This window comes from Pseudomonas sp. PDM19, assembly GCF_014852215.1.
Classification (GTDB): domain Bacteria; phylum Pseudomonadota; class Gammaproteobacteria; order Pseudomonadales; family Pseudomonadaceae; genus Pseudomonas.
Genome location: NZ_JACVBG010000002.1, coordinates 1,341,326 through 1,361,454, shown reverse-complemented (window position 1 = coordinate 1,361,454; position 20,129 = coordinate 1,341,326). Strand labels below are relative to the sequence as shown.

Here is a 20,129-nt window from a genome sequence, read left to right as displayed (position 1 = left end):
TGCCATCAACGGAGCCTTGATGCGCTTCCTCGCCACCACCCTGCTGCTGACCACCGCCCTCGCCCAGGCCGACGACCGTCCCCTGCGCTTTTCGGTGGTCGATAGCTGGGCGATGCCGCTGGCGCAGATCGAGAATGGCGAACTGACCGGCGGCATCATGTTCGAGCTGTTCAACGAGACGGCACGCGAACTGGGGCGCCCGGCAGACTTCCACATCGTGCCCCGCGCACGCATCGAGCAGGCCCTGCTGAGCCGCTCCGTCGACGTGCGCTGCTACGTGTCGCGCACCTGGACCGAGCATGAATTCAAGGACTACCGCTGGACCGCACCGCTGATGGTGCAACGCGACCTGCTGGTAGTCCGCGATGCCCCCGCCGACAAGCTGGAAACCCTGCCCAGCCAATCTGTCGGCACCGTGCTGGGCTATCACTACCCGCGCCTGCAGCCGCTGCTGGACAGCCACTGGCTGACCCGCGACGACGCGCGCAACCAGGAACTGGTGTTGAAGAAGCTGCGTATCGGTCGCTATCAGTACGCAATCAGCAGCGAGTTCGCGCTGAACTGGTTCAACCGTGAATTGCCCGAGGCGGAGCGTCTGCGAATCGCCAGCGTGATCGAGGAGACGCCGCTGTCGTGCATGGTGCTGGACACGCCCGAAGTCCGCGCCGACGAGGTGCTCTCGGTGCTGGCGAAGATCAAGGCGTCGGGGAAGATCGAGGAAATCCTGGGTCACTATCGCTGAGGCGACGCGTGCATCGACAGGATGGGGGGATTTTACCGACCCCGAAATGGAGGCGGCCCCGCCAGCTCTCGGCAGAGTATCTCCCGCTTTATTGGCTGAGTATTTCCGAAGCCATGTAGATGCGGAGAGGCATCGCTGAAAGCCTTGTGGGGCGTGACCTTCAAGGTTTCCCTCAACCGAATTCGCGCAGAAAATCGGTCCTAAAAATCCTGGGTGTGGCTGCATTGTCACACTTTGCTGTACCACTCAGGTGTCATACCCATGGCCTTCATCCTCCGTCGCGGTGCTGTCTATTACTTCAATCTGAGGCTACCGAAGCATCTGCATCACCAACGCGACACCATTCGAATTAGCCTCAACCTGAGAAGCAGGCGGGAAGCCTTGTTCATGGCAAGCGGAATAGCTCAACGGGTTTACGTGCACCTCGCCGCGAATCCCCTCAGCGCTCCCGACCAACTCCATCGGTTATGCATCCAATGGCGAAACGAGGCTTGGCAGTTCGCACCAACCGAGCAATCGCCCCACATTGCGCTTCCGATGCAGACCTCTACGCCCCTGCCGCTTTCAACACCCTCCCCTACGCCACCCACCCCGTCACTGAGCGCGCTGTCGCAACTGTATATAAAGGAGGGTGAAAGCAGTGGGGCCTGGAGGGAGGCCAATACGCTCGATGTGAAACGTGCCGTGCGGGTCTTCTTCGAGCTTATGGATGACATGCCCGTCTGTGCGTTCGACTCTGAACAGGCGAGGCTCCTTAAGCATCGACTCAGCAGGCTGCCACAGTACTTCTCTCAGCGCCCGGAGTTCACGGGTATGACCTTAAGGCAAGTTGTTGAGTCGAAGATGGCTTACCCGACCATCACCGCAGTAACGGTCAACAACCGCCTGAGGAAGCTCACGGCCTTCCTCAATTGGTGCAAATCCAACGGTTACGTCACTCAGAATCCGTTAGCTGGCGTGAAGGTGATGACCGGTGCTGCGAAGGAAGCTCGCCTGTCTTTCACTCCCGCCGATCTAGAAACGCTCCTGAACCTCGATACGCTTCGACATGAAGCACGTAAGCATCCCTGTAGATTCTGGCTGCCATTGCTGGCTCGTTTCACAGGAGCGCGGCTGGAGGAGCTATGCCAGCTTCATATCGACGACCTCTTCACAGTAGAGAACTCTCTTTGCATTCGAATAGATGATCGTCGCGAAGGACAGAAGCTGAAGAATCGCAGCAGTCGTAGGATCGTTCCCATCCATCCGATTCTGCTGGAACTGGGTATCCAAGCCTACGTCGACTCAGTGCGAGCCTCGGGAGCATCACAAGTGTTCCCTGAACTTGAAGCTGTGAGGGAGAAATACGGATACGGCCCATCGAAATGGTTTGGCCGATATCGTAATAAACTGGGAGTCAGCGATCCGAAGAAAACCTTCCATAGCTTCCGTCATACATTTGTAGATGACCTACGCGAGGCAGGAGTTCAGGACTCAATCATCAAGCAACTACTTGGTCATACTGATGATTCAGTGACATTCGGGATTTATGGCAGCAGAACTCCAATTAGAGAAATGACTCGTGCAATTAGAAAAATACCAACCACCCCTCTCAAAAAATAATCAAAACATCGTTCTAAATTTACCGAAAATTCCACTTTAGCAATCAAAGCAGAAGAAGAGGCACGAGCAGCAGCACTAGCTGATTTGAAAGCGGTATACAGTTGACTCCCCAGATCGCCCCCTCCGGTGACAGAGTGTTGACCTAGCTGCTGATTTCTCAGCCGCTGGTATTGACACTAGCCCGGAAGTCTGCGTAACATTTCCGACTGCTCGATAAGCGAGCAAGAACCAGCCAACTTTGGCAACCAGAAACTGGTGACGCAAATGAACCTAAAACTTAACTCGCACAGGGGGACAATCGCCCAGCCGTAGTGGCTGTCGTCTCCTGCGTGCAATGCTCAGGAGAACAAACCTTGAACCAACGTCCCACCCTGCTACAAATCCAACGTCAAACTTCCCTCCTTGAATATGCCTTCATCCGCCGAGATGCTGCCGGGCGTTACAACCTTGCCAACATTCACGAAATGGCCGGGGGCTACAGTCGTGACAAGCCCGGCAACTGGCGCCAAGGTGGCCGTCTAAACGATCTGATTGACCGCTTCCGCGATAGCTATCCTGGCATTGATCTAGTTGTGGTGGTGAACTCTGGCCCTACCGCCAATCGTGGTACATACCCAGTGGAAGAACTCGCCAAGCTTTACGCTAGCTGGGTCAGTGAGGAGCACAGTCAACGAATCCGCGAAGCTATTGCCGCTGGCAAGCCATTCGAATCCGATGAAGACCTGAAGATCAAGGCAATCAAGATTTTCTCCCATGCTATTGGCCTTGAGAATGCTGCTAACGATCCTATCGAACCGATGAGCAAGCCAGCTCTGATCCGGTTTGTGTTGGACTACATCAGTACGCGCCGAGTAGTTGCCGCTCGTGATATCCGCGATGTCCTATTCAGTGTCACTGGTGAGGAAATCACTTCCAACCGGATTGGCATCATCCTTGTCGACCTTGGGTGTGAGTGGAAGACCGTTGGCAGTACCAAGCTCCAAGTCACTCCACTGGGGGTCAATGCTGGACTCTCCCTGGACTCGACAGACAACGAACTGACCGATGCACGTCAAGATGACCTTGATGGTGTTCGCGAGCGGCTGAACCGAGCTGGCGATGCCTAACCATGGGTGATAGTGCTGTAGCGATTGATCCATGCACCACAGCAGCCAACGACGATACCAATCCTAACCTTGTATCAGTTGATGCATTCGCAGCCCGCAGGCTCATTAACTGGGCAATGGCAGAAGAGGATGCCGTAGGCGGTCGTCCACGCCTAAACCTTGTCAAGAGTGGTGGTCCTGCTAGCCCGGTCAATGAAAGGAAAGCTTTAGATCATCGATTACCGCTGGATCGGCCAGTAGTACAGACTGAGCGGTTGGAAGATGTGGTGATCGACTTCGCCACTGGTGATGTCCTTGCTGTGTATACGGTGCCTGAATTCGCCCCTGAGCCACGTTCCGTTTACGGCATTGATACGGAGTACCTGGAGCCGGTGAACGGCCTTGTACGCTACCGTAGGCGCTTCTACGTCGATGCAAGTCATCCGGGTGGTCCGAAGGCGGAGAAGGAAAGCAAGAAGAGAAACAAGGTCTTCACCATCTCGAACCCTCTGGTGCTGTTCTTCTCTGTCATTCAAGCGGAAGAGCACCACCTAAGCTGGCTGGACGATATCGTTCGTGGCGCCATCGGCACTGGACCGGGTATATGGAATGGAAAGGAGAGCGTGAGGGCGAGGGGTGTTTATCGCGTTCTTCGCCTACCAGAGATATCGACTAGGACCGCTGAGGAAGTACTGTTCAATCACCATTTCGAACAAATGTCTTCGCGTCAGGTTGAACGGTACGTGGAAGCAGCGCGGATCGCCCTCGGCGGGATTGTCCACTACCTGCAATGCCATCCTGAGCAACTGGAGTCGCTGGAGCTTGACATTGACCTATCCGGGTACGTGCTGTCGACCGTTGATGCTCGGAAAGATGAAGCCTTTGCGATGCTAGCTGATGGTAAAAAGAAGGTGGAAATCTACACGAAACTGGCGATTTCCAATCACACCCTTAACGCTTGGATCAAGGCTAAAAATGAGGCTGAGGGCGTGATCACTAAAAAGCACTGCAAGCCAAGCAGCACTAAGGCTAGAGCGAAAAAGTGAAAGTGCGACAGATATATATAAGGGGAACCCTTACGAGGATGCTATGCATGCTCGCGAGGGAACCCCCGCATTCGTAAGTTTATCATGGTGGTATTGTAGGAAATTTGTAGGAAAGAACTTAAATACTCTCAAGATTATCCTACAAGTTTTCTACAATACCTATCAGCATGGCAAAGGCACTCTGCGTCAGCACAAGACGGATCGGAGATCGATAAATCCGTCTATCTTTTTCTTGTCGTGCAAACGTTACTAGGTAACGTAGATAACCTCTAGAATAGTATTTACAGAGTTATGATGATGATTATCAGAGTCACTCTAGAAGTTTTCTACAATAGCTACGCTGTTCTTGCACTACAAATATATCGGGGGTTGATCCCCCTTGATCAGCCTTGCGGCGAATAACTACGATAGAGTAGAAGTCTCTCAGCTAGTCTTCAGTGAATTGTAGAGAATCACCTGAGCTACTTCTACAAGTAGCTCAAGCTATCCCAGGCCAGCAGCAATGATCTACAGTTTACGAAGAGTGCTGCTAGCTGCTGCGTAACCCTTATCTGCACACTCTGCCGGTCAGTGCGTCGTTTCCAGTTACAGCATCGGGAACCACCCAAAACTCTTCGATATTCCCGTGCAGGGAATTCTGCATCAGCTTTCTCAGGATTCGGGCTGCTTCATCCTTACTTGGATACGGCCCCACCTTGAGAGCGCTGCTGGTTTCAGAGTGAACCGGGATGCCCGTAAGCACCAACCCCTCCTTCACCTTTGCATGCTCCGTTTTGGTTCTGTACGGCAATGCCACAACCCAATGCTGAACAAGACCTTCTTTATTATACACCCTGTTCAGTGGGTGAACGTATTTACGTTCTTCAGCTTTAGCGGAATCAGGGTGGATAGGCTCAACCTCAGAACCGCAGTGCTTACATTTGATTGCTTGGGTCTTGATCGTTTCTGCGCAGAAGGGACACTGACGCTCGTTAGCGCTGACGGCATCAGAAATGACAACACTGCTCTGTGGCCTCCCCCCAAAGATCGCCATGAGGACGCCAGCGATGAGGAACAGTCCACCCAAGATGGTGTAGTTTTGGCGATCAGCCATAAGGCCAAGGTTGTTGACCCTTCCACCCATGCTGGTAGCAACGGATACGTCCATACCGAGAGCAGAGATGATCACCACGACCCCGACCACGATTGCGAAGATTCCAAACTTGCGCATCACAACTCCTTGTATGTTTTCTCAAAACTTAAACTAATGCATCACTGGATCGTAGCCCTGGGTCAATAGGTTGAAGAGGTTCTGCTTCCTATTCAGGTAGCGATTGCACCAGCTATACCCACTACAATCGAATTTCCCTCTGATCGCGTACTTCTGATCGCCAACCTTCTCCTTGTACACCTGCCCGTTCATGTAGCCAATCTTGGTAGTAGGGTAGGTTTGAAGGAAGCTATCTGTTGCAGTCATCACCTTCATGCCGGTGGTAACGGAAATAGCCTCGATAGCCCGCCCCCACATCTTTGAACACTGTTCTTCCCCGACACAAACCGGCGTGGGTTGCACTTCAGATGCAGGCATGTCCGGCTCCTTAGGGGTAACAGCGCATCCCCCGAGCATTACGATCATCCACAGTGCAGCTAGCTTCAATCGCTTTTCCATCGTTCCCTCCCATGTATGCATTTCGAACTCTCCGTCTAGGTCCTAACCCCAAGGGCTTCCCCGGCAGGGCAGATGATGCCATCACATGAAGAAAATGTAACGATTAGTGTGTCATCACTTGGTGCGTCACCACTTGGTGCGTTCACGGTTGGGCCACAGCCAACCATCATGTTTCGATGGAAACCAATCAGAAATTGCGAACGGCCTTTGGCCAACGAATCAGGGAACTACGCAGCAAGCAGGGCTTCAGCCAAGAAGCATTTGCTGACAAATGCGGCTTCGTCCGTACATACATGTCACGAATAGAGACCGGCACTGCCAATCCCAGCCTGGAAGCCGCAAAGGTGCTTGCAGATGGGTTGGGGATGAAGCTTTCGGAGCTGCTGGAAGGGCTGTAACGCAGCTGCTCATAACTTGATCAGATAACTATTCCGTATCAATGGACTTTCCTCGCCCCGGCCTCACACGCTGGGGCGTTTTTGTATGTGCATATCCTTACACCCGCCCCATTCATCAGGCTTTCCGCTGGGACGGCCTTAGCCGGCAGCCCTTCACACTGATCAAATCCTCATTTCTTGGAAGTAAACGTGAGGCTCCACAGTTGAGATGAGCTCTCACCTCCCCTGCTCAGAAGCTAACCAGACCAGAAGGCTCAAAAACGACCGATTCTGATACCAGCCTTAAATGCCGCCCGTTCAGGTATCAAAAATATGATTGACAACTTTTGACACCAGAATCATAATGACACCATGTTATTGATACTAAATGGAGTCCAAATTATGAGCCGCACCTTCCTGTATGCCCGAGTTAGCACCAGTGACCAGACCACTGCTAACCAAGTGCTTGAAGTGAAGGCAGCAGGCTTCGACGTACAGGCTCAACGAGTCATCAGTGAAACCGTCTCTGGTTCTGTTCAGGCAGATCAGCGTCAAGGCTTCCAGAAGCTCCTAGAACGCATGGAAGATGGTGACGTACTGCTCGTCACCAAACTGGACAGATTGGGCCGTAATGCAATGGATGTACGTTCTACAGTCGAATTGCTAGCTAGTCGTGGAGTCCGGGTGCATTGCCTTGCCCTTGGTGGCGTAGACCTCACTAGTGCTGCGGGCAAAATGACTATGCAGGTACTGTCGGCTGTCGCCGAGTTTGAGCGTGACCTGCTGATCGAACGCACACAGGCCGGATTGGAGCGCGCTAAGTCTGAAGGGAAGACTCTCGGTCGTCCTATGAAGGCATCAGCTAACGAAGTAAAGGAACTCAAGGCCCAGGGCATGAGCCAATCTCAGGTCGCAGAGAAGTTGAAGATCAGTCTGCCCACTGTAAAACGTCGCTGGAACGCCTGATACCTAGAAGCCATTCATGAGCCTCCTTGATTTGAGGCTTTCTGCATTCTGGTACCAGGGCCACACTCAAGAATCGACGCTAGGGCCTCGGCGGTGCGTTCTGATGCACGATCGGCTGAGAGTAGCGGCCACAACTACCCCTGCTCATATTTCCCGATTACAGCCTTATGGGGGCCCTGCTGAGCGGGCGCCGAGCTAAGGTAGGCGCCGCATATGGACTCATATTTCCGCATCTAAGAGAAGTCAAACATACTTAGTATGATCCTTGCCTCATTACTGCTGATACCCAATCGTAATACTCTTCATCCTTGATAGAAAAATCAACAATTGTCTCACCCGACCCTACAATTACTATCCGCCCCTCCTCCCTAATATCTATATTTATACTTCTTGGCAAACCCCACTCCGCTTTGTACTCACCATCAACCTCATCCATCAAATAAACGGTTATTTTTGACGGAAAGTAAACTGATGCAGTACGTGTAGCACCAAGATACAACTCAACAATCTCCAGGTACTCAAGTGTTTCGTCCTCTGTCGGCACATGATACTCGTGCTCAACTACGTTCCGCAGCTTATTAATCCTCTTAATTATAATAGGGCTAAGCACGCCGCACCGACCGAGAAAATCCAACTTTGTTGGAAAGTCTCTCCTCCCTTTCAATGCCGACCAACCCAGGGCATTAGCAAGGCCATCTACCTGATAGTGCAGTGCTCTTTTCGCATTGGAAACAGCATTAATAAGACATCGGTTTGACTTCTCCACTTCAAACGCTGCAAAGTCATCTTTCGCATAATCGAGATAAGTTTCCGGCCATACGCCATCTTGAGGGTAATTTATCTGCACACCTTCACTATCGACAAAGTACCATCCGACCATCTCAGGATCACTTCGACTTACCATTCTAGTACCCTATACACGCTATACTTACCGCAAACGGAACAACTTGCCCTTGACTACCACACTATCTTCTATGAAACAGCGGGTCTGCAAAGTCGTACCAGGGAGCGCAATTCTTCCATCTCACAGCTTGATAAGTCAAACCTCGTCCCTGGTTGATTCGTTTCACTTCAGCAATGCATTCCGCAGATGCATCGTTACCAAAGATCACCCCTACTAACGAATCTTTATAATCCAAGAACAACTCTTCGTCGGTCTTAGAGAAAAGCACGCAGCGCCATTCATTCTCCGCCCGCCAGTCAGTCATCTTCTCAAAGAAAAGTCGCTGATAGTGCGCATGAATGTGAGCTTCCGGATAGGAAGACCTCCCCAACACCTCAAGAGCATCAAGATTAATCAGATACTGTTGATCCTGCTGAAAATTGTCCGCAATTAGACGATCACGATACTCGACATCACCACCAATAATTAAGCAGCTTTCCTCATATTGAGATATTACGTTGCTCAGCAGTTTCTCCCTATCAAATACTAGACATACGCCAGCGTGATTTCCACCGTACTGCGCCCACATTCTGGGCTTGCAAAAACCTCTCTTGCAGATATCAAGAAGATGATTCCCCTCAAGCCCATCCTCATCACGAGAGAAACATAAAACACGAGTTTTAGACTTCAACTCTCCAGACAGCCACTTCGACAAGTCATCCCATTCTCGGACCGGCAGTTCAATACTTTTTCTACTCCAAAGATTGAATTTCCATTCCTTCACCTCTTTAGGATCATTAGTACAATTGTACTGCCCAAGCCTTAACTTCCCTGCCGGCAGGATATGCTTTATGGCAGTATCAGCACTGCGGTAGTGGTATACGTATTTCTCGGAGTCCTTTAGCCCTACAATCATACTTATTCCTCATGCAGTAAAAGGCTTAATAACCTCAAGCCATCCGAGCATTTTATATACATTCCAGCTTGCAACCCCATATAAGATGTAAGCGACTACCACAAGAGCGTTACTGCCGATATTAGCACCGTGCCCGATTCGTTCTTTCGCTTTATGCTCATCGTAGAACGAGGAGTGATAGAAGTATTGAGCGACGTAACTCATCCCGCTTGCAATTGCAGAGCATAGAACCCCGACAGCCAGCAGAAACACGCTCAGAGAAAGCGCATCTAATCCTTCAGGTTTTAATGATCTCCAGGCTGAACTAGCAAAAGCTAATAACGCCGCAGCCGAGCCTCCACCTACCAGAATGCTTGTCTTGAGCGCAGCCTGCCCATTACCAATAACAGAATCGAACAATCTTTGTGCAGATTGGTTGTTGAAATCATTCTCTTGTTTTTGGAAATCTATATTTATCTTATCAATGGATGTACTATTCTCTATAGCAACACCTAAATCCTTTAGATATGCATCCAAACCGTCAACATTGACCTGATGCGTTCCTTGCCCCTTGAGAAGTGCGAGTTGATTACGCACTTCATCTATCGTCTGTCTGGCATTCAAATTTGGTACGTCCGTGATCGAAGTTACAGCCAATGCTAGCAGTAGGCGCATACAAAGCAAGCGATAGACGGAATACGCGTGCTCTCAGATTAGCGCCACAGATCAACGGGAACCTACAAGAATCCGGCCAAGAAAAATATTCAGACTTCACTATAAGCCCCCTAATAAGCTAGGAACTCAAACGTTTTTACTAACAACCAATGAAAACTCAACGCAATCTCTAATGCACTCTTTGAATTTTACCCAGCGAAACACAAGAAGCATGTTAAGCCCGATATACATTATTTTGCCATTTCAAGCCCAAGCACTATTATAAGCTCCGTTATTACGACGAAACACATGAAGCTTTCTTATCCGACATCCACAACTAAAATCAGAGCACCCCTCATTTTCACCCTATTCAGCCGCATGATTCGATGGCATCATATAGCCACTACCCCGCCGCATTGCAAGGAACCACAATGCACGAAACCACCAAAGCTGAAAACCAAATTGAAGATTCATTTGGCGGAGAGCTTAAACCTAGTAACGCGATAAATTTTGAAATTGAACATCCTGAAGATGATTCTTATGAGCCCCCTGAATTTTCAGACGAGTACGACTTTACAGATGATGATAGCTCTGAAGAAATAGATGATGACGACATTAAAAACATCCGAGAAGGTACAATCTTACTCAATGGAAGTACAGTAACCAGGATTCACTCCAAATCTTCCGACTTTATTATTTACTCAGTCGACCATCAAACCAGTGCCTATTGGAGTTGGACTTGCCGTTCTCCAGAAGTAGATGATGGCCTACATAAATTAAATCTTCTCCTCAGCGCCATCGAGAAGAAATTTATGGGCATACCTACGAATGAGCTTGACGGACTGGTTGTATCTGCCCTCCGCGTCATTTTCAGGAGTCGAAATACAGAAAAGATAGAAGACGCACTGTCAGCCCTAGAAAAAGCCATAGAAAGCAAAACTGGGGTTCAAACCATAATATCAAAATCCTCTAATTTTATTGTTTGGATTTCCGCCAACGGAAACATTGGATATCACGTAAGAAACCTTGACGACATTACAGAAAGTATAAATCAATACACAAAAATAAAATCTCTTGCAGAAGCAATGCTACCCAAAGAGCACAAACAAGTTTTCAACTTACGCCTAGGAGCCATTTTAGCCACATCTTTCCGTGAAAGACCTGGAGCTAATGCGCCGATACTATTCAAACCACTTGAAGATCTCATCCACAGACTTGCCGAAAACAAGTTAAGAATCCACTACATATTTACCACAACGCTAACTGCGGCGACTTTCGTCTCAATTTCATTTTTTGCATATATTCTTACTATATTCCCAAATTTCTTACACGCATCATTAGCAGCTGTATGCGGTGGTTTTTTAGGGACCTTTGTTTCAGTACTAGAGCGTTCAAACGGAATAAGAATCAGCGAATATGAATCACCTAATCTTATAATCTTACAGGGCTCATTGAGAGTATTTTTAGGCGGAATATTTGGATTTATCGCATATGCAACCGCCGTCACTGGGTTTGCATTTACAATATTCTCAGATACGACTGCAAAACTATTGCTACTTGGCATAGTAGCAGGCTTTAGCGAGCGATTAATTCCTGACCTAATACAAGGAATATCAACAGAGAGAAAGAATCAAAATTCCTCTTCGGATTAACTACCCCAAGGCAAATAGAAAGCATTAAGCTTCTATTATATTGAAGGAAATTCGCCCCAAGACGACGTATTCGCCCTCCCCGTCGAAGCTGCTTTCGGCGGGCCTTTATTTTGTGAAATACCGTCATACACGCACCGAGCCTCAACGTAGTGCAACACGCCTTTCGATTCTCGATCGATACGCAGCCAGAACTCTTTTGCAGTGGCAAGACGCTAAGCCTTCCGAGCACCTCCCCCTGATAGCGAGTTCTACTTGGGGAAAAGGATGCCTGCCGACTAGAATAATCCGCACGGCACACCACACAGGTGTACCAAGGCGCTGTCACACTCAGAGATTTTCAGGAGAGAAAGTCCTTTATAATTAATGACTTACGAAATGGAGGCGGCCCCGCCAGCATTTGTAATGGCTTGGCGTAGTCTTGTCTGCACCGCCCCTTCAACCTCAAGGAAGACTTATGCTCGCCACACAAGACCCGTTCGAAGAAGCCGAGAAGCTTCAGGCCCAACGTGGACATTGGATAACTGCCGGTGTGGAGACCCGGGTGTTCTGGCCCAAGCGGGTGCAGATACTTGAATACGAAGGCATCCCGTTTCTGCTTCAACCGGTCGAGCGCGGCCAGAACGCAACGATGCTTCCCGCGATTGCGCTGCGCACCGACGGATTAGGCATGACTGATGAACAGGGCCAAGCGGCAATCATGCGATTGGCGTCTGCAATCGCATGGCGTGAGGGGCAGAAGGTGGAACTGGTCATGTGGGGGGGTGGAAGCTCGCCCTTTCCAATGGGCAAGATGCGAAACAATGCTGTCACCGATTATCTATCCGCTGAAAACCTCTGCACGCCGCCCAGCACTGAAGCCCGCCAGGCGCTTGCGTTCTTTCGGGAAGGGTTGTCCATCGACAATCCTTTCTATTCATTCCTGGGTTTCTACAAAGCGTTCAGCCGCTCATTGCCCGACGGCCGACAACGCGGTCCCTGGATCGCCACAGCGCTGCCCCGCCTGACGGACCAGCGCGCTATCGCCAGACGAGACGAGCTGACCCAGGAAGGCAACGATATATCCACTTACCTGTTCAGCCAGGGGCGAAACGCGATTGCCCACGCAGAGCGCGATGACATCGTTGATCCTGATGCTCCCGAGGATCATTTCCGCATCATCAAGGACACCCCCCTCATGCAACACCTGGCGGAACTGGCCATGGAGGACCGCTTGGGAGTGGCCAATCCTGACTCGTTTTACCGGGACCACCTATATGAGCTGCAGGGATTTCGAAATCTGTTCAGTGACGGTCAACTAGCCGACCTTCGCCATGGGCAACTGGACCCGGCAAAAACTTACGAGGTACCGGATCACTACTACGTACTGGCACGCAGTGGTAGCAACATCGCTCGCCTTGGCGCAATGCGCTTGGCTGGCGCTGGATACGAGGAAGGTAAGCTCCTCATTCGTCTGGAGCAGGAGGCGGGCCGCGCCGTGTTTCTCGTCTGGCTCGATTTTGTGAATGAGCGACTCTGCATTGACCCAGTGCAAGGAGTGGGCTTGCTCAACCAGGATCGCAATACCCGAGCCGACATTGAATCAGAACTCGCACTTCAGAACTTCCGCTGGTCCGTCTTCTGCAATGCCAGCGTCGAGGTTTGGAGTGCTGACGGTGCCATTCGCTACGGCAAGTCAGAAGACTACATGCTACCCGCCAACTACATGCCCAGCTTCGAAGATCATCAAACCTACTGTGCGGAGCTGAAAGCTCTTCTGGATCAACTCCTTGCGCCCTGAACACTCTTTAATACGCTTTAGAAGCCGCAGGGCAACCCGCCCGGCACACTATGCGCATGTACTACCACCCCAGCGCACAGCCCATAAAACTTACCCCGCTCTTCCGTGCCGGCCGCCACGTCCACAGCCACGGCCGCACCGTCGGGTTCACCGAAGCGGACCTTGCACCGCCATCGCCGGCTATGCCCCTGCCCAGCACCGCTGGTAATCGGCCCCCTCCAAGTACAACGGGCCGGTCTACGGCTGGGTGCAGTTCTTAATGAAAAGGCCCGCTATCAGCGGGCTTTTGCTCGCCTACAGCTCATTCGTAGTACGCGACGGAACCCTTGAGCTGATCTGCAAAGGTGTAGATGTCATCCAGGGAAGCAATGGGGTGACGAGTTTCGTTCTTATCCTGATCAAATAGCCCGATGTACTTCTGACTGCGATTGAAGTGAAGCCTGCAAATCGGCTTCCGGTTGTTATCGTCCAGCAACACACCGAAGTAGCTCTGAGTATCGCGATGCACGATACGCTTCGCGTCGACGACAGCCCGGACGATAGCCTTGACGATGTGGAATCCCTCCAACTCTTCCAGCGTGGTATGAACCCGGTCGTCGCCGGTATCACTTTCAGCTTCAGAAGCTGCGGCAGGTTCCGCTGGCGCCATCGTGATCGCTGGCTGAATCGCACCGCTCATGGCCGACTTCAAGCGATCATTGACCTGATCCCCCAGAAATTGAGCCGCAGCCTTTCGGGTCAGGACGCCAAACTGCTCTCGCACCTTCTGCGTGATGATTCCGTCGTAAACGCGTGCAGCGAAGAACCTCACGAAATCGTCGTCAGGCTGATTGAACTGATTGGCCATTTCCCGCTTGATCTGACTCACGTACTTCAGCTCGCCAGCCGCACTGATGATCGAATCAACATCGAATGCAGCCTTGGTTAGCTTCTGGAGCTCGGGCAAAACGTGCTCATCAACATCCAGCAGATCAAGCTCCAGGAACGGCTTCTCGTCCATCTTGTTGGGAGCGTCCAGGTCCGTGAAGAACTTGTAGATCTGCCCGTTAGTGAGGATGGAGATTCGGGCACTCGTGACGTGGAAGTAGCGGAAAAGCTGGCTGGCGTGATTGATGTGCAAAGGCTCACCGATCTTCTTGCACTCAATCAGAATCTGAATCTGGCCATCCTTCAGAATGGCGTAATCGATCTTCTCGCCCTTCTTGGTGCCGATGTCGCAGATGTATTCAGGCGTCACCTCGGACGGGTCGAACACATCGTAGCCGAGCACAGAGTTAATGAACGGCATCACCAAGGCAGTCTTGGTGCCTTCCTCCGTCTGGATTGCCCCGCCTTGCTGCCGAACCTTGGCTGAGAGTGCATTCAGTCGCTCTACGAATTCCATGTCACGCTCCTTGTTGAGAACGCATTCATCGTAGTAACAGGCGTCGATACTGGCAATTGGCAGGCACAGCCCACCCGTTGACCCAGCTCAAAGGCAACAGCGAAGACTTCGGAACGGACAGCAGAGCACCAGCTCTACAGCAGCTCAGCGGTATGACGACCTAGATCAGAGAAAAGCGGACGGCTAGAATCGCCCTCACGGTGCACCACACAGGTGTACCAAGGCGCTGTCACACTCAGAGATTTTCAGGAGAGAAAGTCCTTTAGAATTAAGGACTTAGGAAATGGAGGCGGCCCCGCCAGCCACACCCCGGCACACAATGTCCCCGCCTTGGCTGCTTCCTTCCGGACCTGACCAGGTAAGCGAGTAATCGTTGCGGGGGGACCGACAGGGCCACCATCACGAGAAGCTCGCCAGATCAGCGAGCCGCGCCATTGTAGCGGCTTGAGCGCAACTTACAAGCACTTCAAGCACTTAGCGACGTTCCACATGCAATTCCTGACCCTCATCACGAATTTGCCTTTTCATTAGGGGAATTACCCTACAGCCAGTTCAGAAAATTCCAACGGCGCCGACGCTTAAGGAAGAACCCGTCGCTCACAGGCGGGCCGTGACCGAGCGAGGAATGCCAGCATGTCCGTTGCACTGCGATCCACCACTCTCGTTGCCCTGCTCTTCTCGACCCCGCTGATGGCCTACGACGGGGTCATCCACTTCAGCGGTGCGGTGGTCGAACCGACCTGCCAGGTCGGGCTGACCGACGTAACCGCCCGCAGCGCCCGCGTGCAATTGAGCGAGTGCAACCGGGCCATGACGATGATGCTGAACCAGCCGCGCGGCGCGATGCCCAGCGTGAGCTACCGGCTGACCGATGCGCGCGGCAATGCACTGGGGAATGGCATCGCGACCACCGGCGACACCGACAGCGTGATCCGCGAGATCGCCAAGGGTGGCGTAGCCGCAGGCCAGCGCAATGTGGTGCTGGTGGCCGAGTACCTGTAAGGGGCATTACTGCCCCTGGAGCAGCCCTTCGGGCCGAGGCTGGGTGGCGACCTCCAGGTTCGGCCCGATGAACAGGTCCATCTTGCTGTAGCCCGGACGGGTGCTGAAAGTGGAGTAGCGCTCCGCCCCCTGGTGGAACTGGAAGGCGACGCGGTATTCACCCGAACGCAGCAGGCGCAGCGGGAAGGCGCGTGCTTCGCCCGGCTTGATCTCGCCCGCGAGGGTTTCCTCGCCATTTTCCTTGAAGCTGTAGCTCACCGCCGGCCCGCCCACGCCCTCGTAATGAAGGACGATCTGCGGGCGCTCGGTCCAGGCCACGTAGGCCCCGAACAGCACCACCAGCGCCCCGACGCCGAGCAGGCGCTGCTTTCTTGCCTTGTCCATCTCGCTCTCCGTCAATCGCTGGCCCACCCCGCCCTGCGTTGCAACGCAGGGATCGGAGCGGGCCCGCCGATCAGTTCAGGCTGTCGACCAGGGCCTTGGCAGGCACCAGGCGTACCGCCTTCTTCGCGGCGATCTCGATGGTCTTGCCGGTCTGCGGGTTGCGGCCGGTGCGGGCAGCGCGTTCGCTGACCTTGAGCTTGCCGATCCCCGGCAGGGTCAGTTCACCGTCGTTCTCCAGGGCGTCCTGGGCGATCTGCGCCAGTTGCTCGAACACGCCGCGCACGGCGGCCTGGGTCAGGTCGAGGGACTCGGCGATATCGCGAACCAGCTGGTCCTTGGTCATGGGCATGGAATGACTCCTTGATGCATTGATCTTGATGGATGCGTGTCAGGCGCCGAGGCCATGGTCGGCCAGCAGCTTGATCAGCTGCTCTTCGTCCATTACGGCGACGCCAAGTTCCTGGGCCTTGGCCAACTTTGAACCCGCTCCCGGTCCTGCAACGACGCAGTGGGTCTTGGCCGAGACGGAACCGGCCACCTTGGCGCCCAGGCTTTCGAGCTTTTCCTTGGCGACGTCGCGGCTCATGGCCTCCAGGGTGCCGGTCAGCACCCAGGTCTGGCCGGCCAGGGGCAGGCCTTCGACCACCTTGCGCTCGCTGCGCCAGTGCATGCCGAACTCCGCCAGCTGCGCTTCGACCGCCTTCGCGCGCTCGACGCGGGCGGCATCGGCGAAGTACTCGCGCACCGACTGCTTGGCCTTCTCGTTCACGCCCTTGAGGGTGCTGAGGTCGAGCCAGTCCTGGCTGAGGGTGATGAGCGCGTCGAGGCTGCCCGTGCGGTCGGCCAGCTTCTCGGCGCCGGTAGCGGCGATGAAGGGGATGTTCAGCTTGTCGATGAAGCCCGCCAGGGTGGCGACGGCGGCGAACTCGGCGGAAACCTCGCCTTCGTCCTGCAACTGGACGCCATGCTCTGGATTCTGCAGCTCAGCGATCACGCTGCGGTTGTGCTCGTCATCGAAGAAGTTGTGGATCTCGTAGGCCACTTCGCCGCCGACGTCCGGCAGGTAGGTGAGCACTTCCGGCAGCGCCTTCTGGATGCGCGCCAAGGAGCCCAGGGAGCGCGCCAGCAGCTTGGCGGTTTCCTCGCCGACGTCCGGGATACCCAGGGCGAAGACGAAGCGCGCCAGCGCGGGCTTGCGACTGTCGGCGATGGCCGCGAGCAGGTTGCGCGTGGAGACTTCGGCGAAGCCTTCCAGCTCGATGACCTGCTCGAAGGTCAGGGTGTAGAGGTCGGCCGGGGACTTCACCAGGCCCTTGTCCACCAGTTGCTCGACGATCTTGTCGCCGAGACCGTCGATGTCCATGGCGCGGCGCGAGACGAAATGGATGATCGCCTGCTTGAGCTGCGCCTGGCAGAACAGCCGGCCGACGCAGCGGTAGATGGCGCCTTCGCTGACCGACTCCCTGCCCTTGCTGCGCTTGACCAGCTGGGTGCGCTCGACCTGCGAGCCGCATACCGGGCACTGGGTGGGGATCGCCACCGGACGAGCATCCGCTGGACGGCGCTCGGTGACGACCTGCATGACCTGCGGAATCACATCGCCGGCACGGCGAATGATCACGGTGTCGCCGATCATCAGGCCCAGGCGGGCGACCTCGTCCATGTTGTGCAGCGTGGCATTGGATACGGTCACGCCAGCCACCTGCACCGGCTTCAGACGCGCCACGGGCGTTACCGCACCGGTACGGCCGACCTGGAATTCCACGTCGAGCAGTTCGGTCAGTTCTTCGCGGGCCGGGAATTTATGGGCGATGGCCCAGCGCGGCTCGCGGGCACGGAAGCCCAGTTCACGCTGGTAGTCGATGCGGTTGACCTTGAACACCACGCCGTCGATCTCGTAGGCGAGACTGTCGCGGCGGGCACCGATGTCTTCGTAGTAGGCGCGGCAGCCTTCGACACCCCTGGCCAGTTTCAGCTCGCGGCTGATCGGAATGCCCCAGCCCTTGAGGGCTTCGAGGATATCGACCTGGGTACCGGGCAGCGCGCCGCCCTCGACGCGACCGAAACCGTAGCAGCAGAACTCCAGCGGGCGGCTGGCGGTGATCTTCGAATCCAGCTGGCGCAGGCTGCCGGCCGCGGCGTTGCGCGGGTTGGCGAATGTCTTGCCGCCGGCTTCCATCTGCCGCTCGTTGAGCGCGTCGAAACCTGCCTTGGACATGAAGACCTCGCCACGCACTTCCAGCACCGCCGGCCAGCCCTCGCCCTTCAGGCGCAGCGGCACATTGCGGATGGTGCGCACGTTGACGCTGATGTCCTCGCCGGTGGTGCCGTCGCCACGGGTGGCGCCGCGGGTCAGCACGCCGTTCTCGTACAGCAGGCTGACCGCCAGGCCGTCGAGCTTGGGCTCGCAGCTGTACTCCACTTCGGCGCCGCCGCCGAACAGGTCGGAAGATGGCAACTGGTCCGCCAGGCCTTCACGCACACGGCGATCGAAGTCGTTGAGGTCCTGCTCCTCGAAGGCGTTGCCCAGGCTGAGCATCGGGACTTCATGGCGCACCTCACCGAAGGCCGAGGCGGCCGCACCGCCGACGCGCTGGGTCGGCGATTCGGGGGTGATCAGTTCGGGATGCTCGGCTTCCAGCGCCTTCAGTTCGCGGAACAGGCGGTCGTACTCGGCGTCCGGCACGCTCGGCTCGTCGAGCACGTAGTAGCGGTAGTTGTGGTCGTCGAGTTCGCTGCGCAGCTGGGCAATGCGTTCGGCAGCGGATTGGGAGTCGGTCATGCGGGAATCTCGGGCGGCAAGAGGTTGCGGCTAGAAATGCGAAGCCCCAAGGGTCGCTTGGGGCTTTTTGTGCAGCGTGCGGAAAGCTTAGCGCTTCTGGGTCAGGGCGCGTCGCTCGAAGTCGATGATGCGCTGACGGTAATGCTCGATGGTCTGCGCGGTCATCACGCTGCGCTGCTCGTCCTTCAGCTCGCCATTGAGTTCCTGGGCCAGCTTGCGGGCAGCGGCGATCATCACATCGAACGCCTGCTTGGGATGACGCGGGCCCGGCAGGCCAAGGAAGAAGCTCACCGCGCGGGTGCTGAACTGGTCGATGTTATCCAGATCGAAGGTGCCCGGCTTGACCGCATTGGCCATGGAGAACAGCACTTCACCGTTGCCGGCCATGCTCTCGTGACGATGGAAGATGTCCATCTCGCCGTAGCGCAGGCCGCTTTCGAGGATGTTCTGCAGCAGCGCCGGGCCCTTGAAGCCGTTCTCGTCGCGGCTGATCACGTTGATGATCAGCACTTCGTCGACCGGCGCCTGCGGCGCCGACGGAGCAGCAGGCGCGGGAGCTGCACGCTCCTTGTCCTTCTTGCGGTCCTTTTTCGGCTTGTCCTTCTCTGCCGGCACTTCGTCCAGCGGATTGGGGAAATCCTCTTCGTCCAGCGGGCCGAGCAGATTCGGCGCCGGGTCGTCCAGGTTCAGGTCACCCTGGCGCGGTTCCCCGCGACGCTTGCCGCGCGACTCCTTGGCGCTGAGCTTGGGCAGGTCCTCCTCGTCCAGCTCCGGCTCGCGGTGCTCGACTACACGGGAAGGCCCAAGCAGTTCCGGGTTGGTTTCGTCCCCGTCATCGGGCTGGTTAGCAAACTGGCGATCCAGCTTGAAACGCAACTTGCCCTTGCCACCCCGCATGCGACGCCAACCGTCGAACAGAATGCCGGCGATGACGATAAGCCCAATGACGATCAGCCATTCGCGCAGACCGATATCCATCTAATCCCGTAGCCCCTGAACAAAAAATGATGATGAAAAAAAGGACATCCTATCCCTTGAAAACGTGGAGCCAACTTCATGTTCTGACTGATGTTTTCCACGCGATACAAAAGTGGGGGTTAAGCTAACACGCTCTCACATAACTTTACACTGTCTGAGGCGACACTCCGCCGCACTCTTTGCAACTTTTCATAGCGGTCGCCAGCTGCGCGCCCGAAGTGAAGCCTACCCCAATCAAATCAATGCGTTAGGCTGGAAACAAAGCATCTTGC

Annotated in this window: 19 protein-coding genes and 1 other RNA gene; 9 read left to right on the top strand and 11 right to left on the bottom strand. The window is 54.5% G+C overall.

Going from position 1 to position 20,129, the window contains the following annotated elements; genetic code table 11:
- The first annotated feature begins 19 nt into the window (after positions 1-19).
- From IB273_RS14720 to IB273_RS14705, 4 genes are all read left to right on the top strand, one after another.
- Complete coding sequence (locus tag IB273_RS14720; RefSeq protein WP_192224370.1) at positions 20-742, top strand: substrate-binding periplasmic protein; 723 nt, start codon at positions 20-22, stop codon at positions 740-742.
- 261 nt (positions 743-1,003) lie between these two features.
- Positions 1,004-2,344, top strand: coding sequence for a site-specific integrase (locus tag IB273_RS14715; protein ID WP_192224369.1), 1,341 nt, complete (start codon positions 1,004-1,006; stop codon positions 2,342-2,344).
- 353 nt (positions 2,345-2,697) lie between these two features.
- Positions 2,698-3,450, top strand: coding sequence for a KilA-N domain-containing protein (locus tag IB273_RS14710; protein WP_192224368.1), 753 nt, complete (start codon positions 2,698-2,700; stop codon positions 3,448-3,450).
- A gap of 2 nt (positions 3,451-3,452) precedes the next feature.
- Positions 3,453-4,475, top strand: a complete 1,023-nt coding sequence (locus tag IB273_RS14705; RefSeq protein ID WP_192224367.1) for a hypothetical protein — start codon at positions 3,453-3,455, stop codon at positions 4,473-4,475.
- A gap of 547 nt (positions 4,476-5,022) precedes the next feature.
- On the opposite strand, the gene IB273_RS14700 is transcribed toward IB273_RS14705, so the two are convergent.
- Together IB273_RS14700 and IB273_RS14695 are read right to left on the bottom strand one after the other, a co-directional pair.
- Positions 5,023-5,685 carry a hypothetical protein gene (locus IB273_RS14700; RefSeq protein WP_192224366.1) on the bottom strand — a complete coding sequence of 221 codons (663 nt, stop codon included), beginning with the start codon at positions 5,683-5,685 and terminating at the stop codon, positions 5,023-5,025.
- A gap of 33 nt (positions 5,686-5,718) precedes the next feature.
- The gene (locus tag IB273_RS14695) at positions 5,719-6,123 is read right to left on the bottom strand and encodes a hypothetical protein (RefSeq protein ID WP_192224365.1); all 405 of its coding nucleotides are present in this window, start codon (positions 6,121-6,123) and stop codon (positions 5,719-5,721) included.
- Between the two features lie 176 nt (positions 6,124-6,299).
- Here IB273_RS14695 and IB273_RS14690 point away from each other — a divergent pair, with 176 nt between their 5' ends.
- Both IB273_RS14690 and IB273_RS14685 read left to right on the top strand, forming a co-directional pair.
- Entirely contained in the window at positions 6,300-6,521 is a 222-nt protein-coding gene (locus IB273_RS14690; RefSeq protein WP_192224364.1) for a helix-turn-helix domain-containing protein, read from the top strand.
- A gap of 381 nt (positions 6,522-6,902) precedes the next feature.
- Entirely contained in the window at positions 6,903-7,466 is a 564-nt protein-coding gene (locus tag IB273_RS14685; protein ID WP_192224363.1) for a recombinase family protein, read from the top strand.
- Positions 7,467-7,719: 253 nt separating this feature from the next.
- On the opposite strand, the gene IB273_RS14680 is transcribed toward IB273_RS14685, so the two are convergent.
- From IB273_RS14680 to IB273_RS14670, 3 genes are all read right to left on the bottom strand, one after another.
- Positions 7,720-8,346: a hypothetical protein gene (locus IB273_RS14680; RefSeq protein ID WP_192224362.1), complete on the bottom strand. Its 627-nt coding sequence runs from the start codon at positions 8,344-8,346 to the stop codon at positions 7,720-7,722.
- Positions 8,347-8,431: 85 nt separating this feature from the next.
- On the bottom strand, positions 8,432-9,265 hold the full coding sequence (locus IB273_RS14675; protein ID WP_192224361.1) for a DUF2971 domain-containing protein: 834 nt from the start codon (positions 9,263-9,265) through the stop codon (positions 8,432-8,434).
- A gap of 9 nt (positions 9,266-9,274) precedes the next feature.
- On the bottom strand, positions 9,275-9,841 hold the full coding sequence (locus IB273_RS14670) for a hypothetical protein (RefSeq protein ID WP_192224360.1): 567 nt from the start codon (positions 9,839-9,841) through the stop codon (positions 9,275-9,277).
- Between the two features lie 488 nt (positions 9,842-10,329).
- On the opposite strand from IB273_RS14670, the gene IB273_RS14665 reads away from it, so the two are divergent.
- Entirely contained in the window at positions 10,330-11,550 is a 1,221-nt protein-coding gene (locus IB273_RS14665) for a hypothetical protein (RefSeq protein WP_192224359.1), read from the top strand.
- A gap of 454 nt (positions 11,551-12,004) precedes the next feature.
- Positions 12,005-13,327: a methylamine utilization protein MauJ gene (gene mauJ, locus IB273_RS14660; RefSeq protein WP_192224358.1), complete on the top strand. Its 1,323-nt coding sequence runs from the start codon at positions 12,005-12,007 to the stop codon at positions 13,325-13,327.
- A gap of 301 nt (positions 13,328-13,628) precedes the next feature.
- Here mauJ and IB273_RS14655 read toward each other — a convergent pair whose 3' ends face one another.
- Positions 13,629-14,711 (bottom strand): type I restriction endonuclease, encoded by a 1,083-nt coding sequence (locus IB273_RS14655; protein ID WP_192224357.1) that lies wholly within the window; start codon positions 14,709-14,711, stop codon positions 13,629-13,631.
- A 293-nt stretch (positions 14,712-15,004) separates the two neighbouring features.
- Positions 15,005-15,101, bottom strand: an RNA gene (ffs, locus tag IB273_RS14650) — signal recognition particle sRNA small type.
- Positions 15,102-15,344: 243 nt separating this feature from the next.
- Here ffs and IB273_RS14645 point away from each other — a divergent pair.
- Positions 15,345-15,713 carry a hypothetical protein gene (locus IB273_RS14645; RefSeq protein WP_192224356.1) on the top strand — a complete coding sequence of 123 codons (369 nt, stop codon included), beginning with the start codon at positions 15,345-15,347 and terminating at the stop codon, positions 15,711-15,713.
- A gap of 6 nt (positions 15,714-15,719) precedes the next feature.
- On the opposite strand, the gene IB273_RS14640 is transcribed toward IB273_RS14645, so the two are convergent.
- The 4 genes from IB273_RS14640 to zipA all read right to left on the bottom strand — a co-directional run bounded on the left by IB273_RS14640 (position 15,720) and on the right by zipA (position 19,857).
- Entirely contained in the window at positions 15,720-16,097 is a 378-nt protein-coding gene (locus IB273_RS14640) for a hypothetical protein (protein WP_192224355.1), read from the bottom strand.
- Positions 16,098-16,167: 70 nt separating this feature from the next.
- Positions 16,168-16,470 carry an HU family DNA-binding protein gene (locus IB273_RS14635; RefSeq protein WP_226046604.1) on the bottom strand — a complete coding sequence of 101 codons (303 nt, stop codon included), beginning with the start codon at positions 16,468-16,470 and terminating at the stop codon, positions 16,168-16,170.
- A gap of 15 nt (positions 16,471-16,485) precedes the next feature.
- Complete coding sequence (gene ligA, locus IB273_RS14630; RefSeq protein WP_192224354.1) at positions 16,486-18,879, bottom strand: NAD-dependent DNA ligase LigA; 2,394 nt, start codon at positions 18,877-18,879, stop codon at positions 16,486-16,488.
- A gap of 87 nt (positions 18,880-18,966) precedes the next feature.
- A complete protein-coding gene (zipA, locus tag IB273_RS14625) occupies positions 18,967-19,857 on the bottom strand; it encodes a cell division protein ZipA (RefSeq protein ID WP_081518573.1) in 891 nt (296 codons plus the stop codon).
- Positions 19,858-20,129 lie beyond the last annotated feature (272 nt).

Coding starts and splice junctions, on each gene's coding strand:
- IB273_RS14690 (WP_192224364.1), top strand. CDS start 6,300: ATGGAAACCAATCAGAAATTGCGAACGGCCTTTGGCCAACGAATCAGG.
- IB273_RS14720 (WP_192224370.1), top strand. CDS start 20: ATGCGCTTCCTCGCCACCACCCTGCTGCTGACCACCGCCCTCGCCCAG.
- IB273_RS14685 (WP_192224363.1), top strand. CDS start 6,903: ATGAGCCGCACCTTCCTGTATGCCCGAGTTAGCACCAGTGACCAGACC.
- IB273_RS14675 (WP_192224361.1), bottom strand. CDS start 9,265: ATGATTGTAGGGCTAAAGGACTCCGAGAAATACGTATACCACTACCGC.
- IB273_RS14715 (WP_192224369.1), top strand. CDS start 1,004: ATGGCCTTCATCCTCCGTCGCGGTGCTGTCTATTACTTCAATCTGAGG.
- IB273_RS14680 (WP_192224362.1), bottom strand. CDS start 8,346: ATGGTCGGATGGTACTTTGTCGATAGTGAAGGTGTGCAGATAAATTAC.
- IB273_RS14700 (WP_192224366.1), bottom strand. CDS start 5,685: ATGCGCAAGTTTGGAATCTTCGCAATCGTGGTCGGGGTCGTGGTGATC.
- IB273_RS14645 (WP_192224356.1), top strand. CDS start 15,345: ATGTCCGTTGCACTGCGATCCACCACTCTCGTTGCCCTGCTCTTCTCG.
- zipA (WP_081518573.1), bottom strand. CDS start 19,857: ATGGATATCGGTCTGCGCGAATGGCTGATCGTCATTGGGCTTATCGTC.
- IB273_RS14705 (WP_192224367.1), top strand. CDS start 3,453: ATGGGTGATAGTGCTGTAGCGATTGATCCATGCACCACAGCAGCCAAC.
- IB273_RS14640 (WP_192224355.1), bottom strand. CDS start 16,097: ATGGACAAGGCAAGAAAGCAGCGCCTGCTCGGCGTCGGGGCGCTGGTG.
- ligA (WP_192224354.1), bottom strand. CDS start 18,879: ATGACCGACTCCCAATCCGCTGCCGAACGCATTGCCCAGCTGCGCAGC.
- IB273_RS14695 (WP_192224365.1), bottom strand. CDS start 6,123: ATGGAAAAGCGATTGAAGCTAGCTGCACTGTGGATGATCGTAATGCTC.
- IB273_RS14655 (WP_192224357.1), bottom strand. CDS start 14,711: ATGGAATTCGTAGAGCGACTGAATGCACTCTCAGCCAAGGTTCGGCAG.
- IB273_RS14665 (WP_192224359.1), top strand. CDS start 10,330: ATGCACGAAACCACCAAAGCTGAAAACCAAATTGAAGATTCATTTGGC.
- mauJ (WP_192224358.1), top strand. CDS start 12,005: ATGCTCGCCACACAAGACCCGTTCGAAGAAGCCGAGAAGCTTCAGGCC.